Genomic DNA, 15503 nt, shown 5'->3' with positions numbered 1-15503 from the left:
GCCCGATCCTCTCGCCAGGCGGCTCGCAGCCGCCATCGCGCCGGGCGCCCCACACCGTTGTGCCCTCATCCGCCCCGTTCCGACCTGCCCGCGACCGGCCTCCGCCGCGTGTTACAAGGCCGCGTGCACTTCACCATCTCGCACGAGCTCGACGCGCCCCTCGACGCCGTGGAGCTCGCCGTGCTCTCGCCGGACCTCGGGCCTCGGCTCGCCACGCGGGTCGCCTCGCTCGAGAGCGTCGTGACCGTCGAGCACGCGCTCCGCGACGGCGAGCTGCTCCGCGTCCTGCGCTTCCAGGCGAGCGCGCCGCTGCCCATCTTCCGGAGCTACCCCGTGGCGAAGGACGCCATGTCCTGGGAGGAGCGCTCGACGTACCGCCTCTCGGACCACGCCTCCACGTGGCAGGTCAGCCCGAAGGAGCAATGGCGCAGCTACTTCCGCTCCGCGGGGACGTACCGGCTCGAGCGCCTGCCACAGGGCCGCACCCGCCGCCGCGTCGATGGCGACATCCAGATCCGGCTGCACCTGCTCGGCCCGCTCGTCGAGCGCCTCGCCCTCGCCGAGGTCCAGCGGACGTACGACGCGGAAGCAGATACGCTCAGGGAGCTCATCCGCGCATGAACAACCTACCCCGCCCCCAAAGCCCCGCCCGCTCCCCGCGCCCCGCCCGGCCGGGGCGGCTCGCCAGCATCACGCACCCCGCCATCGCCGCTCGCTCGGCCAGCGCCGCTCGCCCCGCCAGCGCCGCCGCCGCGCTGCTCGGCCTGTGCGCGGGCCTCTGCGCGCTCGCCGGCCCGACCGCCGCGCACGCCGCGCCGGGCGACGGCCCCTCGCAGCCGCTCCCGGATCCCGGCAAGCCCGTCGCCAGCAGCGACGACACCTCGGCGATCGCGGTGAACCCCGCGAACCTCTCCTTCCTCCCGGGCACCGAGCTCCGGTGGACCTGGGTCCACACGGGCTCCGCCTCGCCGCTGCCCGCGCGTGGCCACTCGATCGCGCTCGGCGTGCCGCTCTGGTACGTGTCGACCGGCCTGCGCTTCGACTTCCTCGACCCGCCCGACGCCGCGCCGGCGCCGTTCGACAGCCCGTCGCGCTGGGTCCGCTGGGGGCTCGCCCTCGACACCGGCCCCACCTTCGCCTTCGGCACGACGCTCGGCTGGGGCAGCTCCGACGCGCCGGCGCTCGACGGGTACTTCTCGCTCACGAGCGGCGTCACGCTCCGGCCCTCCACGTGGCTCTCGCTCTCGGCCGTCGCGCGCGACTGGAACCGCCCCGAGAACCGCCTCCGCGAGGCCATCGAGCGCAGCTACGACTTCGGCGTCGCCGTGCGGCCCGCGGGCGGCAGGCGCGCGCTCGAGATCGGGCTCGAGACCTCCTACGTCGAGAACAGCGACCCCGACGAGAGCGGCACCTGGACGCCCCGGGCGACCCTCGGCCTGCGCGTGCCCTACGTGGGCACGCTCCGGGGCGACGTGGCGCTGCGCGACCTCACGGCCGACGGCGGCCCGAAGATCGCCGCCATGGCCGGCCTCGACGTCAACGTCGACGAGCTGCAGGTCTCCGCCGGCGGCGTCTTCGGCAACGCCATCACGAAGAGCGGCACCGGCTTCTACACAGGCGTCGCGCTCCGCAGCTTCTCCGAGCCGGGCGTCCGGCTGCCGGCCCGCGTCGTCCGCGTGCGCCTCGACTCGACCCCGGGCGTGCGCAGGCACACGCGGCTCCTCCAGCAGCTCTGGCGCCTCGCCGAGGACCCGGAGGTCTCCGGCGTCGCGCTCGTGCTCCGCGCGGAGCCCGCCAGCTCGCTCGCCCACGCCGAGGAGGTCTCCGACGCGATCCGCAACCTGAGGAGCCACGGCAAGAAGGTCCTCTGCCACCTCGAGGACGCCGGCGGGCGCTCGCTCCACGTGTGCTCGAGCGCCGACGCCATCGCCATGAACCCCGCGGGCGGGCTGCGCTTCGCCGGCATGTCGTCGAGCTACTTCTACTTCGGCGGCCTCCTGAAGAAGCTCGGCGTGCAGGCCGACATCGTCCGCATCGGCGCCCACAAGCTCGCCGCCGAGCAGTTCGCGCGCGAGACCAGCACCCGGGTCGGCAAGGACGACCACCAGGCGCTGCTCGATCAGCTGAGCGGCGCCTTCCTCGCCGAGGTGAGCGCCGGGCGCCGCATCCCCGTCCCGGAGCTCGCGCGGCGGATCGCGCGCGGGCCGTTCCTCGCCCAGGAAGCGCGGCAGAGCGGCCTCGTCGATCAGCTCGCCTACGACGACGAGCTCGGCCGCGTCGTCGACGAGGTGATGGGGCGCGCCTCCCGCGTCGTCGACGACGACCCGGGCGACGAGGCGCCCGAGCGCTGGGGCCGCTCGCCCAAGGTCGCGCTCGTCTACCTCGACGGCGACATGATCGACGGCGAGAGCCGGTCGATCCCGTTCGTCGGCGTCAAGCTCGCCGGCTCGTACACCGTCGCGGGCGCGCTGCGCCGCGCGCGCGAGGACCAGAGCGTCCGCGCCGTCGTGCTCCGGGTCGAGACCGGCGGCGGCTCGACGCTCGCGGCGGACGTCATCCTGCGCGAGGCGATCCTCACGGCGCGCGTGAAGCCGCTCGTCGTCTCGATGGGCTCGTCGGCCGCGAGCGGCGGCTACTACGCGTCCGTCGCCGGCGCCCCGATCTTCGCGAGCCGCTCGTCGATCACCGGATCCATCGGCGTCTTCTACGGGAAGGTCGACGTCACGGGCCTGCTGCAGAAGCTCGGCGTCAGCATCGAGACGTTCCGCTCATCGCCCCGCGCCGACGCCGAGTCGCTCTACAGGCCGTACACCGACGACGAGCGCGAGCAGCTCGGCGTCAAGGTGAAGCAGTTCTACGATCGGTTCGTCGCCCGCATCGTCGAGAACCGGCACATGAAGGCCGAGGAGGTCGACGCGCTCGGGCGCGGGCAGGTGTGGACCGGCGCCCAGGCCCTCGAGCGCCGGCTCATCGATCGCCTCGGCGGGCTCCGGCAGGCGATCGCCGAGGCGCGCCGGCTGGGCCAGCTGCCCGACGACGCGCCCATCCAGTCGCTCCCCGAGGAGGACACGTCGCTCCTCGGCTACGCGCTCAGCCTGGTCGGCTTCTCGGCGCAGGCCCAGGGCGAGCTGGCGAGGGCGACCATCCCGCCCGTGATGCTCGACGCCGCGCGCGCCCTCTCGCCGTTCTTCGTGTTCGGCGCGGACAGGCCGCTCGCGCGCAGCGAGTTCGCCGGGGAGATCTCGTTCGGCGCCCCCGCCACGGCCCGGGAAGACGAGCCCGGAGGATCCGCGCCGCCAGCGTCGCCTGCGTCGAAGGAGCGCTGAGCCCATGGAGCAGCTCGAGCCCGCGTCGCCCAGGACCGCCGAGCCCGCGGAGCAGGCCGGGCCCGCCGCGCCGCCGCTGCTCCACGCCCGCGCGGCGCGCATCGCCGTGGACGACGTGGTCGCCATCGACGCGCTCACCGCTGCGACGCGCGGCGATCGCGTGCTCTGCGCCGGCGACGCGGGCGCGCTCTTCGCGGCGCTCACGGGCGTCCCTTTCTCGTCCCTCCGGAGGCCGGCGCAGGCCGGCGCGGCGGACGACGCGAGCGGGGGGGCGCCCGGGGAGGCGCGCGTCGTCGCCGGGCGCCTCGAGGTCGCGGGCCGCGACGTCGCGCGCACCGCGCACCGCGCGGCGAGCGGGGCGGCGCCGCTCGATCCGCCGCTGCCGCTCGCGTGGACCGCGGACGCCTACGTCGGCTGGGGCGCGCGCCTCGCGGGGGCCTCGCCGCGCGCGGCGGCCGAGATGGTGGCCCCCGCCCTGGCCCGGGTCGGCCTCGCGGCCTCGCGGAAGCGCGCGCTGAGCGCGCTCGCGCTGCCCGAGCGCCGCGCGCTCGTCCTCGCCCAGGCGATCGTGACCGCGCCCGCCGTGCTGATCGCCGAGGATCCGCTCGTCGGCCTCGACGGCGCCGCGGCCGCCTTCGTCCTGGCCGCGCTCGCGGGCGCCACCGAGGGCCGCGGCGCGCTGCTCACGGCCACGCGGCTCGACGTCGAGGGCCCGCGGGGCGCCCTGGTCCGCGGCGCCACCGACATCCTCGTGCTCGCGGGCGGCGAGCTCGCCTTCTCGGGCACGTTCGCGGAGATCGCCGCCGGGAGCCGCCTCTACGCCGTCACCGTCCGCACCAACGCGGAGCTCCTCCGCGAGGAGCTCGCCGCCCGGGGGATCGCGCTGCGGGGCGGGCCGGTGCGCTTCGCCGCCGCGCTGCCCGAGGGCGCGACCACCCGCGACGTCGTCCTCGCCGCGACGCGCTGCCGCGCCGCGATCGTCGAGCTCACCCCCCTCTTCTGACCTGCCGCCCGCCGTAGTACCGTGCGCGCGATGTCATCCGAACCCGCCGCGAACAAGCCGACCGCCGCTCAGGTCACCCCGGGCGGCCCGCCTCCCGGAGGTCGACTCGCCGTGCTCACCGCCTTCGCGGTGGGCGCCTCGTGGATCCCGGTCCCGGTGCTCCCCGCGCGGATGCTGCTGCGCATCCGCGGGGCCATCGTGCAGGACACCGTCGCCCGCCACGGCCTCAGCCTCACCACCGACGCGCGCGCGCTCCTCGTCGAGCCCGGGTCGGAGCAGACCACGCTCCGCAAGGCCGCGCAGCTCGTCACGAAGGAGGTCCTCCGGCGGCTCAACCCGGCCCTGGCCCTCGCGGCGGCCGCGCGCGGCCTGGAGGTCTACGCCCTCGGCCACCTCCTCGACCGCTACATCACGCGCTTCCGCCGGAGCACCGCCGTGCGCGTCCACGCCGAGGAGGCGCGCTGGGTCCGCGACGCCGTCGATCGCGCCGTGCGCCGCGCGCTGTCCCCCTCCCTCCAGGCGAGCTTCACCGTCCTGCCGAGCGGCACCGAGGACCTGCGCGACGAGTTCACGCGCTGGATCGACGCCTTCCTGCTCGCTGGCGCTTCGGTCCCGGAGTACATCGAGCGCCGCCTCGACGCGGCGTTCGACGAGATCGCCGCCGCCGGCATCCCCCATGACTGACACCGAGGACCGCACCGCCACGAAGGGCGGCGCCGCGGGCCGCGCCGCGGCCGACGCCGCGCCGGAGCTCGATCCGCAGGCCGCGCGCGCCGCGCTCCGGCGCTGCCGCCGCATCATCATCAAGATCGGCTCGAAGAGCCTCTCCGGCGACGCCTGGGACCGGCTCGCCGCCGAGGTGGCCGCGCTCCGCGGCCGCTCCGGCCGGAGCCTCGTCATCGTGTCGAGCGGCGCCATCGCCCTCGGCGTGGCGAAGCTCGGGCTGAAGTCGCGCCCGAAGGACATGGCCTGGCTCCAGGCCGCCGCCGCCGCCGGCCAGAGCGTGCTGATGCAGCGCTACGAGGAGGCCTTCGGCAAGGTCGGCCTGCTCGTCGCGCAGGTGCTCCTCACGCACGCCGACCTCGCGGACCGCACCCGCACCAACAACGCAAGGAACGCCCTGGCCGCGCTGCTCGAGGCGGGCGCGATCCCGATCATCAACGAGAACGACGCCGTCGCGGTCGAGGAGATCAAGTTCGGCGACAACGACCAGCTCGCGGCGATGGTGACCCCGCTCTGCGAGGCCGATCTCCTCATCCTGCTCTCGGACGTCGAGGGCCTGCTCGACGGCGACGGGCGCCGGGTGCCGTTCGTGCGCAGCGTCGCCCGCGAGGCGCGGCACCTCGCGGGCGCGTCGACCTCCGGCGTCGGCACCGGCGGCATGGCCAGCAAGGTGGAGGCCGCCCGGCGCGCCACGCTCGCGGGCTCGCACGTGGTCATCGGCGCCGCCCGCGAGGCGGGCATCATCACGCGCATCGTCTCGGGCGAGGACGTCGGCACCCTCTTCGCCGCCGTCCCGCAGCGGCTCAGCGCGCGCAAGCACTGGATCGCGTACACGCTGCGCCCGCGCGGCGCCATCCTCGTCGACCGGGGCGCCGCCGAGGCGATCGGCTCGAAGAACCGGAGCATCCTCGCCGTCGGCGTCCTCGGCGTGCGCGGCACCTTCCTCCCCGGCGACGCCGTGGCCGTCGTCGACCCGGACGGCGCCGAGATCGCGCGCGGGCTCGCGCGGATGTCGGCGAGCGACGCCGCGCGCACCGCGCGGAAGAAGCGCGAGGAGGCCGGCGATGACGACGTCGTCGTCCACCGCGACGACCTGGTGGTGCTCCCGAGCGAGTAGCCCCGCGGCCCCGGCCGCCCTGTAGGTGCGCCGACCACCCGGACGATGCCCCGGCCAATCATCGGCCCAACCTCTGGGCCAACCATCGGGCCAACCCCTGATTGCGCGCCGCTCGCGCTTCGCGGGAACCTTCGCGCCGCCCCGCTGTCGCTTGGGTTTACCGCATGTTGCCGCGCGCGACTGCCCGTCACCGCCGGCCGCCGCCGACGGCCGGGGGTCCCTGCCGGTTCCTGGAGGTCGTGTGATGCGCTTCGGGTTGTTCGTCGCGAACGGCTTGGTTCTCGCGGGGGTCGTCTGGACGATCGGGCTCGGGCCGAGCGTCCGGGCGTCGCAGCTCCTGCCGTCGCGCGCCGCGGCGGGGGCCGACGAGCTCGCGGCGCTCGAGGCCCGCTACGCCGAGGGCAGGACGCCGGCCAGCGTCACCGCGCTCGCCGCGGCCTACCTGGAGCGCGATCAGCCAGGACTCGCCTCCTCGGCCCTCGACGCGGCGCCCGGCGAGGTGCGCGCGCTCCCGGAGGCGGCGCTCCTCTCGGCGCGGGCGCTCCTCCGCCGAGGCCGCGTCCAGGACGCCCTCGCCGCGTCCGAGCAGGCGTCGGCGGCCTGCGCGGCCGGCGCCTGCCCCGCGTGGCTCGCGGCGAAGTCCGAGCACCAGCGCGCCTTCCTCGAGCAGCTCGTCGCCGCGGGCGTCGAGGATCCGCAGGTCGACGCGGCAGCCGCCCGCGCCGCGCTCGACGCCTACGCGCGCAGCGCGAGCCAGGTGCGCCTCGTCGCGGTGCGCTAGCGCGGCGCGGGGAACATCGACGCACGCGCGAACGTAAGCGCAGGCGTAAATGTACAGAGCAACTACAAACGAGGCGGCGAGACGGCGAGACGCGCAACGTGATCTGCGATCGTCGAGGCCGTATCCAAGCTTGGAAACCCTGTCGTTGTCGAATGACGGTCACCGCCTTATGTCGTAGTCTTTGGCATTGCTCGGCGCGTTCGTACCGGGGGCGCTGTCCGAGAGAACAACCGGTTGCGCTTGGGAGGGTCTCCCTCAGGTGGAACAGCCGCAAGCTCGCACGCTGGGCGCCCTGGCGACCGCATGGACAGGGTTGTACCGACGCGGCGCCGCCGTGGCGGCCGCGCTCGCCCTCACCGTCGCCGCGGGCTGTGCGCGGCCGATCACCAACGCGGGGCTGCCGATCCCCGCGGCGAAGCCGGGCATGGAGCAGCGCCCGTTCGAGCTCCGGCCGCCGTTCGAGCTGGCGACGAACGAGGACGCGATCGTCCGGATCGTCACCGACGTGACGTGCACGGGGACGCTCATCACCGAGGACCTGGTGCTCACCGCGCACCACTGCGTCGCGGCGCGGGACGACAACGGCAGGACGCTGCGCCGCGATCAGGATCCCGAGGTGATCTCGATCGAGCTCGGGGGCGACCACCTGCCGTGGGGCGACGTGAAGGTCCGCGCGGTGGTGTCGCCGGACTGCGGGTACACGTCGGGCGAGGGCGACATCGCCATCCTCGTGCTGTCGCGGCGCCTCGTCGGGATCCCGACGCTCCCGCCGCGGATCGAGGCCGAGCCGGTCTCCAGGGAGCAGGTGACGCCCTATGGCTTCGGCCGCTGCGCGCTCTCGCGCGACCCGATCCACCTCGCGCCGCGGCCGGGCGGCGCGATCGACGCCGTGAGCCCGGGGCACTTCGTCGCGATCGCCTCGATCTGCCCCGGCGACTCGGGCGGGCCGGCGCGCAGCGATCGGGGGGGCGACGTCGTCGGCGTCATCTCGTCGAGCGTGATGGACGGTGACGAGCACACCACCGGGACCTCGTATTTCAGCCGCCTCGACGTGTGGCCCGAGCTCTTCTCCGCCGCCCGCGAGATCGCGGCGGGCGCGAGCCCGAGCGAGCTGCCGCCGTACAGGGGGTGCCTGCGTTGACGGCGCCGCGGCGCCTTCGCGCGGTGCTTGCCCGCCGCCCGCGACCGGAGCTGCGCTAGGCTGCGCTGCTGCATGCGGAAGCTGTTCAACGGGCTGCTCTGGATCGTGGGGACCCTGCTGTTGCTCGGCGTCGTGCTCCGCGCGCTCGTCCTCGACGTCTGGGTGGTGCCGAACGACCCGATGCTCGGCGCCGCGCTCGCGCCGAGCCTCGCCCCGGGCGACGCGGTCGTCGTGCTGACGCGGGGCACGCCCGGCTTCGGCGAGCTGGTGCGGTGCCCGGATCCCGAGGCCCCCGGCAGCCACATCGTCGGCCGGATCGCGGGCTTGCCGGGCGACACGGTCGACGTCGACCACAACGTCCTCCTCGTGAACGGGCAGCGCTACGACGCCGAGACGGCGTGCGCCGAGCCCAAGGTGAGCATCACCGACCCGGCCACGGGCAACCCGGTGCAGCTCTCGTGCGACATGGTGATGATGGGCCCCGGCCTCCACCCCCGGGCGACGGGGCGCAGGCCCCCGCTCGAGCGCCGCTACCACGTCGAGGTGCGGCCCGACACGGTCTTCCTGCTGAGCGACAACCGGAGCTACCACGACGACTCGCGCGACTTCGGCCTGCAGCCGCGCGCCGCGTGCAACCAGCGGATCGTCTTCCGGCTCTGGGGCGGCGCCGGCTGGAGCGACGACCGGCGCCGCTTCACCTTCGTGCGCTGAGCAGGGCCGGCCGTCGCCCCCACCGGCGTCACCTCAGAGCTTGACCCCTCCGCTCATCGACGTCTAGAACCGTGTCTCTCTCCACCCGGGTCAGGGACCCCGCGCGAGCAGCGGCCCGGGTTCCCCGTCCTGGCTCGCTTCATCGGTCGGAGGTCCGCCACGGCGGCCTTCCACTGGCGCGGGTCGGAGAACCGCGATCCGCGGTCCTCCAATGCACCGAGGAGACGTTTGCACACCGAGCAGAACGAGATTGGCATCGTCTGTGGCCAGTGCGACCTGTGGAGCCCGATGGGCACCGCGCGTTGCACTGAGTGCGCGAACGACTTGGCCCTGTTCACGACGCGCCGGGCGAGCTCGACGACCACGCCGGCCCGGCGCTCCCCCACGCCCGCGGCCGGCAGCGCGAGCGCCCGGCTCGACCCGACGAGCGCGCGCGGTCAGGGCCGGGGCCCCAAGACCACCTCGTCCAAGAGCGAATTCGCCGAACTCTCCCAGGAGGAGCTGATGGAGCAAGCCCGTAACTACGTCTGCCGTTCCTGCTCGAGCGGTGTCCCCTCGGGCCACAAGTTCTGTGGGAGGTGCGGAACGGCGGTCCCGCCCGAGATCCTCAACGCGCAGACGCTGTTCTTCGGGGACATGCAGAACCCGGCGAAGGCGAAGCTGATCCTCATCCGCGGCGAGGGCATGGACGGCCTCTCGTTCCACCTCAAGGCGGAGCAGCACATCGTCGGCCGCAACGGGCAGCTCGTCTTCCCGGACGACCCGTTCGTCTCGCCGAAGCACGCGAACTTCTTCTACCGCGACGGCAAGCTGGTGGTGCGCGACGAGGGCTCGCTGAACGGCGTGTACATCCGCGTGCGCGGCACGATCGACATCACGCCGGGCGACACGTTCCTCGCGGGCGAGCAGCTCTTCCGGCTCGATCCGACGCCGCGCGCCTCCGACGGCCAGGATCCGGACGGGACCTTCTTCTACTCCTCGCCGAAGCACCCGAGCCCGTTCCGCCTGACGCAGGTGCTCCAGGGCGGCGCGGTCGGCATGACCGTCTGCGCGCGCGGCACCTCGCTGCAGATCGGGCGCGAGGGCGGCGACCTGAACTTCCCCGTCGACCTGTACATGTCGGGCTCGCACTGCCGCCTCGAGGAGCACAACGGCAAGTTCACGCTGACCGATCTCAACAGCCGCAACGGCACCTACGTGCGCATCAAGAGCGAGCGCGAGCTCGCCCACGGCGACTACCTCTTCATCGGCCGCAAGCTCCTGCGCGTCGAGCTCAACACGAACTAGCGCTGGCCCGCGGGCGCGGCGCCCCTCGCCATGACCACCGCGCGTCTTGCCCTCGATGTCCTCCGCGCCGGCCCGGTCGCGGCGGGCGCGACGCTGTGGCGCAGCCGCGGCCAGCTCCACGTGACCCTCGTCGCCAAGGCGACCTTCGCGCTGGTCCCCGGCGGCGAGGCGCGGCGGATCGAGCCGCTGGAGCTGGTGCGGAGCGAGGTCTACACGCGGGGCAACCCGATGAAGCCGCTGCTCGCGGCGAGCGATCTCGCGCCCTGGCTAGCGCGCGCCGAGGTGGTGCTCACCGGGCACGCGTGGGCGCCCGGCGGGGCGCCGGTCCGGGGAATGGCGGTGCGGCTCGCGATCCTGCGCGCGGGGGCGGCGCTGGTGGACAAGCGCCTCGAGGTCGTGGGCGATCGGGCGGGCGGCGCGGCGGCGGCGGGGGCGCTGCCCGAGCCGTTCGTGAAGATGCCGATCGAGTACCAGCGCGCGTATGGCGGCCCCGGTGAGCCGGAGAACCCGCTCGGCGTCGGGGCCGGCGCCGACGAGCGCGTGGGCGGCGGCGGCGCGCTGCCCAACCTGCTGCCGCCGGGCGGGGGGCGCGCGCCGGTCGGCCTCGGGCCGATCCCGCCGATCGTGCCGAGCCGGGCGCGGCTGCTGCGCGGGCTCGCGCGCGCCGAGCTGGAGGGGATCGCGTCGATCCCGGACGATTTCGACTGGTCGTACTTCCAGTCCGCGCCGGCGGATCAGCGGTTCGATCGGGTGCTCGGCGGCGAGGAGATCGTGCTGGAGGGCCTGAGCCGGCACCACCCGGCGCTGGCGACGCGCCTGCCGGCGCTGCGGGCGCTCGCGACGATCCTCCTGCCGAACGGCGCGGCGCGGTGGCTGCCGCTCGTGGGCGACACGCTGATCGTGCAGCCCGACGCCGAGCGCTGCGCGGTGGTCTTCCGCGGGAGCTTCCAGGTGGCCTCGGAGGAGGTGCTCCCGGCGCTGCGCGCCGCGGTGGGCGTGGAGGTCGGGGACGAGCCCGTGCCGTGGCCGGACCTCAGCGAGGCGCCTGCAGGCGCGGCGGGCGCGGCGGGCGCGGCTGCGGGGGAGAGCGCGAAGCGGACGGACTGGAGCTCCACGGTGCGGCTCGGCGAGGACGACGTCGTGGATGCGCCTGTGAGCGTCGCGGGCGTCGCGACGGGGCGAGAGCCGGCGCGCGAGGGGGCGCACCCGCTCGAGGGCACGTTCCCGCTCGATGACACGCTGCCGCCGACGGGGAGCCAGCGGAGGCCGCGCGAGGCGCGCACCGTGCCGCTGCCGCCCGTGAGGGTCCGAGGCCCGGGCCAGGACGACGCGGTGAGCGCGCCGTTTCCGATCGCGCCTGCCGGGGCGCGTGGCGAGCGGGAGGGCGGCGAGCGCCCGAGCGCGCCGTGGGCGGCGGGCGGCGCGGCGGCGATCCCGGCGATCGCGTCGCCGCTGGAAGGGACGGTCGATCTGAGCGAGCCGGAGGCCACGCCTGCGACCGCGCAGGACTCCGCGCGTGCACCTACGCCCGTGGAGATCGCCGCGCCTACACATGCGGAAGGCGCCGCGCCTGCCCCTGCGCCAACGCAAGCTCCCGCGCCTGCCTCTGCGCCAACGCAAGCCCCCGCGCCCGCGCAAGCCGCCGCGTCTGCCCCCGCGCCCGCGCAAGCCGCCGCGCCTGCGCCGGTCGCCACACCCGCGCCCGCGCGCGCCTCCGAGCCGCTGCCCGCGCCGGAGCGCGGTCCCGAGGTCGAGCGTTCACCCGAGCCGCGCGCGCCGACTCCGGCGCCGTCCGCGCCGAAGCAAGAGCGGCCCAACCTCCTCGGCAGCCTGTACAAGCGCTTCCGCAAGGACTGAGCCGGAACAAGGATGGAGGGACCAACCATGTCGGAGGGAGCCGTGGTTCGGGAGCGCGCCACGTCCGCGCGCGCCGAGGAATACCTGGGGCCGGCGCACGTGCTGGAAGCCCGCGGACAGGCGGCGGTGGTCGAGCTGCCGGACGGGGAGAGCGCTGAGGCGACGATGGCGCTGGCGATCCCCTATGCGCCGGCGGTGGGCGACGTGCTGCTCGTGATCGGCCGAGGCGCGCGCCTCTATGTCATCGGCGTCCTGCACGGGACCGGCAAGGTGACGCTGGAGCTCCAGGGCGACGTCGACGTCCGGGCCGCGGGCGGCGCGCTGCGCCTCTCTGGGGACCGGGGCGTGGAGCTCCGGGGTCCGGAGGTGGACCTGCACGGCGACAAGGTGCGGGTGTTCGCGGGGTCGCTCGTGCAGAAGGCGGCGTCGCTCGTCCAGCGCGTGACGGACCTGTTCAGCCTGCACGCGCGCGAGAGCCACACGGTGGTGGACGGGTCGGCGACGACGAAGGCGAAGAGCGCGACGGTGCTGACCGAGGAGACGATGACGATCAACGGGAAGGAGATCCACCTCGGGTAACAGGGAGGACGCGCATGAAAAAAGCCAGGCGGTTGAGCCACAACGGGCACAAGCTCGGGACGGACGCCGCGACCGAGACGGAGGGCGGCGCGGCGACCATCCGCAATTCACAATCGATCCAGGCGCAAACCGAGACCCGGACCGACGCCCCCGATGCGAAGGAGATCGGCGAGACGAAGGACGAAGAGAGCGAGCCCGAGCCGCCGAACCAGAGCACGCCAGGCTCCGTGCTGGATCTGGCCCAGAAGACGGCGATCGAGGCGTACCATGCCTCGTCGAACAGCCGCGGAACCGGGCTCGAGCTCGCGGTGCTCGACCTCCGGGCCGATCGGAGCGGCGCTCTCCTCGACGTGGCAGAGCGCATCATGAAAGCTGCGCGCAAGACGATCTCCGAACCGACCGCTCCGCCCATCGCGGAGCTCACGTGGTGGCCCTTCAAGTCCATCAACAAGCGAGAGGACACGAGGGACAAGGCACGTCAGAAAGAGCTCTCTTATGCGGCCTGGGTCAACGCAAGGCAGATGGCGTATACAAGGGCCAAGACGGGCACGTCGCCGCTGCACATGAGCATGGACCAGGTGCGGGCCTTTGGAGCGCGGGTCGCGCAGGAGAAGGTCGGCAATTGCCTCGAGCTCTCCGCGTTGACGATCTGGCTCCTCTCCCATCCAGAGGAAGCCCACGGCGCGGAGGTGGACATGGTGCGCCTCGGCAAGCGGCTGCCCACCGCGGATAACGGCGGCTTCGCGAGCGGAGATCACGCCTTCGTCGTCCTGAACCCGCCGGAGGCCGACGAGAACGGCGGATATCCGGGCGACTTCGACGACTGGGGCGAGGCGATCATCATCGACCCCTGGGCGAACATCGCCTGCAAGGCGCGTGACTTCCCGGAGCGATGGCAAGAGAAGATGCGGAAATGGAAGCGCAAGGGGAAGGAGATCGACACCGTGACGAAGGACGGCGCGGGCACGAGGCCGCCTGACCAAGAGCCCTGGATCGACGGCATCGTCGTGTTCGAGAAGATCTCGGTCACGAAAGCGCCGAAGCCCGATCCGGCCCCCGAGAGCGGGGCGACGGCCACGCACGACGCGGATGCGGGCGATCATCACGATCGGCATTGCGCCATGTGCAGTGTCATGTGAGCGCGAGACCGGTCTTTCTCACTCCGCAGGCCGGAAGATCTTGATGCTCACCTGCTGGTCCTCATTTCTATTTTTGTCCAGGTAGATGCCCCCCTGCAGGACCCTCATGACCTCGTCCCAGGACGAGCAGGACACGATCCCTGTCTTCTCCGTCTCGACGACCGTCAAGACCAGGCCTCGCGCGGTCCGCTCGATCCGCACGCTCATGTGGTGAGCGTCGGTCTCGATGTGCACGATGCTGCGGGTGTTCTTCTCGCCGATCATCCTCTGGATCTGCTCGACCACCTCGCGGCCAGCGTGGTCCTTGCTCACGGTGATATTGCTGGAGCTGCCGCCCCGAGGGGCCTCGCCCAGCTGGCCCGTCGTCTGCACCGAATCCGGCACCGGGCCATAGTTGGCATTGGGCTCGAGCTTGTCCATGATCTGGTAGGCTGTCTTCAACAGGAGCACGAGCTCCTGCGCGCCGCGGCCGGATTTGCACCACGCGATCTCGGAGGACATGTGGTCGTTGAGGTGCTCCAGGAGGTCCCCCGGGTCGCCGTCCGGAGGGGTCCACGACGCGATGGCCCGCCACAGGTCCTCGATCCACACCGGATCGCGCTTGTGGATCTCGACCCATCCTCCGCACAGGCCGTTGATTTTGACGCTCTTGTACCACGCGTCCGTCGCCTCATCGGGGTCGCCCTCACCCTCCCGTTGCTGTCGGACCCATTCGCAGACGTTCATCAGAGTCGCCTGAATGACGTCCTGGGATGCCGGCGTCCCGCTCGGGTTCGCTTCCTCCACCGGAGGGCCCTTGTGCTTGGAGGTCGAGAGCGTCTTGGTGGAGGCCTTTCTCCCCTCGGACGTCATCCTGCCGCGCGGTCTCGACGTCTTACGCCCCACGACCCCCTCCCGCGGTCCCCACGTCGCGCTCCGGTCCCACGCCCACCCCCTGCACCTCCGCCCCGCCCGGCAAGGTCACCCGCACCGCCGCCGCCATCCGCGCGCCCCCCTCGCCCGCGCAGAGCGCCTGCCCCACGCCTTTGCCGTGAGTCCTCTCGCCCGCGATCCCCGCCCGCCCGTGCACCTTGAGGCACCCCGCGAACAGCTCCGACGCCGACGCCGTCCCTCGGTTCACCAGGATCGTCACAGGCACCGTATACGGCTCCTCCTGCCGCGAGCGATAGACCACCTCGTCACCGTCGCCATCCGCCACCGTCGCCACGACGCTCCCCGCCGGCAGGAAATCCCCCGCCAGCTCGACGAACGCCCGCAGCTCTCCCCCCGGGTTGTCCCGTACATCGATGACCAGCTCCCGCATCCCCTCCGCCTCGAGCGCCCGTATCGCCCGGTACACCAGCGCCGGCACGTCCAGCGAGAACACCCGGATCCGGATCACCCCGACACCATCGCTCAACAGCGCGTGCTCCACGTTCCCCGCGGCCGGGAGCACCTCCGCCGGCGCCGCCGCGCACGTGTAGAACACGTTCACCGCGCTCGGCACCAGCACCGCGCCCACCGCGTTGTTCCCGGCGTTCCCGGTCGTGGGACACGTGAGGTTGATCGCCGGCAGCCCCTCGATGATCACCTTGGAGTTGCCCGCCACGTAGGCGCCGAAATCCATGTAGAGCGGGTGCGCCACCCCGGGCTCCATCCCGAAGGTCATCGGGATGGTCGTGCCGAGGTTCAGCGCGTTCATCATCGACACCTTCACCTTCACCGAGAAATTCACCGCCATCGCGTTGAGCGCGAAGTTCGGGTACGGAATCGGCACCACCACCGGCCCCACCGGCGTCAGGCACACGTCCGGAAACCCGATGTTCATCCCGGCGCCGTTGTTGCTCGCAGGCAGCACGC

At 73.4% G+C, this 15503-nt stretch carries 14 protein-coding genes; 12 read left to right on the top strand and 2 right to left on the bottom strand.

The genetic code is table 11. The features are described from left to right. The first annotated feature begins 123 nt into the window (after window positions 1-123). From WMF12_RS43515 to WMF12_RS43460, 12 genes are all read left to right on the top strand, one after another. Window positions 124-621 (top strand): DUF2505 domain-containing protein, encoded by a 498-nt coding sequence (locus WMF12_RS43515; RefSeq protein WP_012240946.1) that lies wholly within the window; start codon window positions 124-126, stop codon window positions 619-621. Beyond that, the gene (gene sppA, locus WMF12_RS43510) at window positions 618-3326 is read left to right on the top strand and encodes a signal peptide peptidase SppA (RefSeq protein ID WP_437854584.1); all 2709 of its coding nucleotides are present in this window, start codon (window positions 618-620) and stop codon (window positions 3324-3326) included. The genes WMF12_RS43515 and sppA overlap by 4 nt, the downstream gene beginning before the upstream one ends. Before the next feature lie 4 nt (window positions 3327-3330). Further along, window positions 3331-4329: an ABC transporter ATP-binding protein gene (locus tag WMF12_RS43505; protein ID WP_437854583.1), complete on the top strand. Its 999-nt coding sequence runs from the start codon at window positions 3331-3333 to the stop codon at window positions 4327-4329. A 30-nt stretch (window positions 4330-4359) separates the two neighbouring features. Continuing rightward, window positions 4360-5013, top strand: a complete 654-nt coding sequence (locus tag WMF12_RS43500) for a hypothetical protein (RefSeq protein ID WP_437296130.1) — start codon at window positions 4360-4362, stop codon at window positions 5011-5013. Continuing rightward, a complete protein-coding gene (gene proB, locus WMF12_RS43495) occupies window positions 5006-6169 on the top strand; it encodes a glutamate 5-kinase (RefSeq protein WP_437854582.1) in 1164 nt (387 codons plus the stop codon). The genes WMF12_RS43500 and proB overlap by 8 nt, the downstream gene beginning before the upstream one ends. Before the next feature lie 244 nt (window positions 6170-6413). Next, a complete protein-coding gene (locus WMF12_RS43490) occupies window positions 6414-6950 on the top strand; it encodes a hypothetical protein (protein ID WP_437742592.1) in 537 nt (178 codons plus the stop codon). Window positions 6951-7263: 313 nt separating this feature from the next. Further along, complete coding sequence (locus WMF12_RS43485; RefSeq protein WP_437854581.1) at window positions 7264-8091, top strand: trypsin-like serine peptidase; 828 nt, start codon at window positions 7264-7266, stop codon at window positions 8089-8091. Between the two features lie 72 nt (window positions 8092-8163). Continuing rightward, window positions 8164-8802, top strand: a complete 639-nt coding sequence (lepB, locus tag WMF12_RS43480; protein WP_437742590.1) for a signal peptidase I — start codon at window positions 8164-8166, stop codon at window positions 8800-8802. Window positions 8803-9030: 228 nt separating this feature from the next. Continuing rightward, a complete protein-coding gene (locus WMF12_RS43475; protein ID WP_437854580.1) occupies window positions 9031-10089 on the top strand; it encodes an FHA domain-containing protein in 1059 nt (352 codons plus the stop codon). A 30-nt stretch (window positions 10090-10119) separates the two neighbouring features. Beyond that, window positions 10120-11946 (top strand): DUF2169 family type VI secretion system accessory protein, encoded by a 1827-nt coding sequence (locus WMF12_RS43470; protein WP_437854579.1) that lies wholly within the window; start codon window positions 10120-10122, stop codon window positions 11944-11946. Between the two features lie 27 nt (window positions 11947-11973). Then, entirely contained in the window at window positions 11974-12525 is a 552-nt protein-coding gene (locus WMF12_RS43465; RefSeq protein ID WP_437742587.1) for a DUF3540 domain-containing protein, read from the top strand. Between the two features lie 14 nt (window positions 12526-12539). Then, window positions 12540-13664 carry a hypothetical protein gene (locus tag WMF12_RS43460; RefSeq protein WP_437854578.1) on the top strand — a complete coding sequence of 375 codons (1125 nt, stop codon included), beginning with the start codon at window positions 12540-12542 and terminating at the stop codon, window positions 13662-13664. Window positions 13665-13682: 18 nt separating this feature from the next. Here the strand turns inward: WMF12_RS43460 and WMF12_RS43455 are convergent, their stop codons facing one another. Continuing rightward, window positions 13683-14390 (bottom strand): hypothetical protein, encoded by a 708-nt coding sequence (locus tag WMF12_RS43455; RefSeq protein WP_437854577.1) that lies wholly within the window; start codon window positions 14388-14390, stop codon window positions 13683-13685. 148 nt (window positions 14391-14538) lie between these two features. Next, window positions 14539-15501 (bottom strand): S41 family peptidase, encoded by a 963-nt coding sequence (locus tag WMF12_RS43450; RefSeq protein WP_437854576.1) that lies wholly within the window; start codon window positions 15499-15501, stop codon window positions 14539-14541. Window positions 15502-15503 lie beyond the last annotated feature (2 nt).

The sequence above is a fragment of the Sorangium sp. So ce363 genome (assembly GCF_051520435.1).
Lineage (GTDB): Bacteria > Myxococcota_A > Polyangia > Polyangiales > Polyangiaceae > Sorangium > Sorangium cellulosum_B.
Note: the sequence above shows the minus strand (reverse complement) of the source record. Positions and strands in the feature narration are given on the sequence as shown.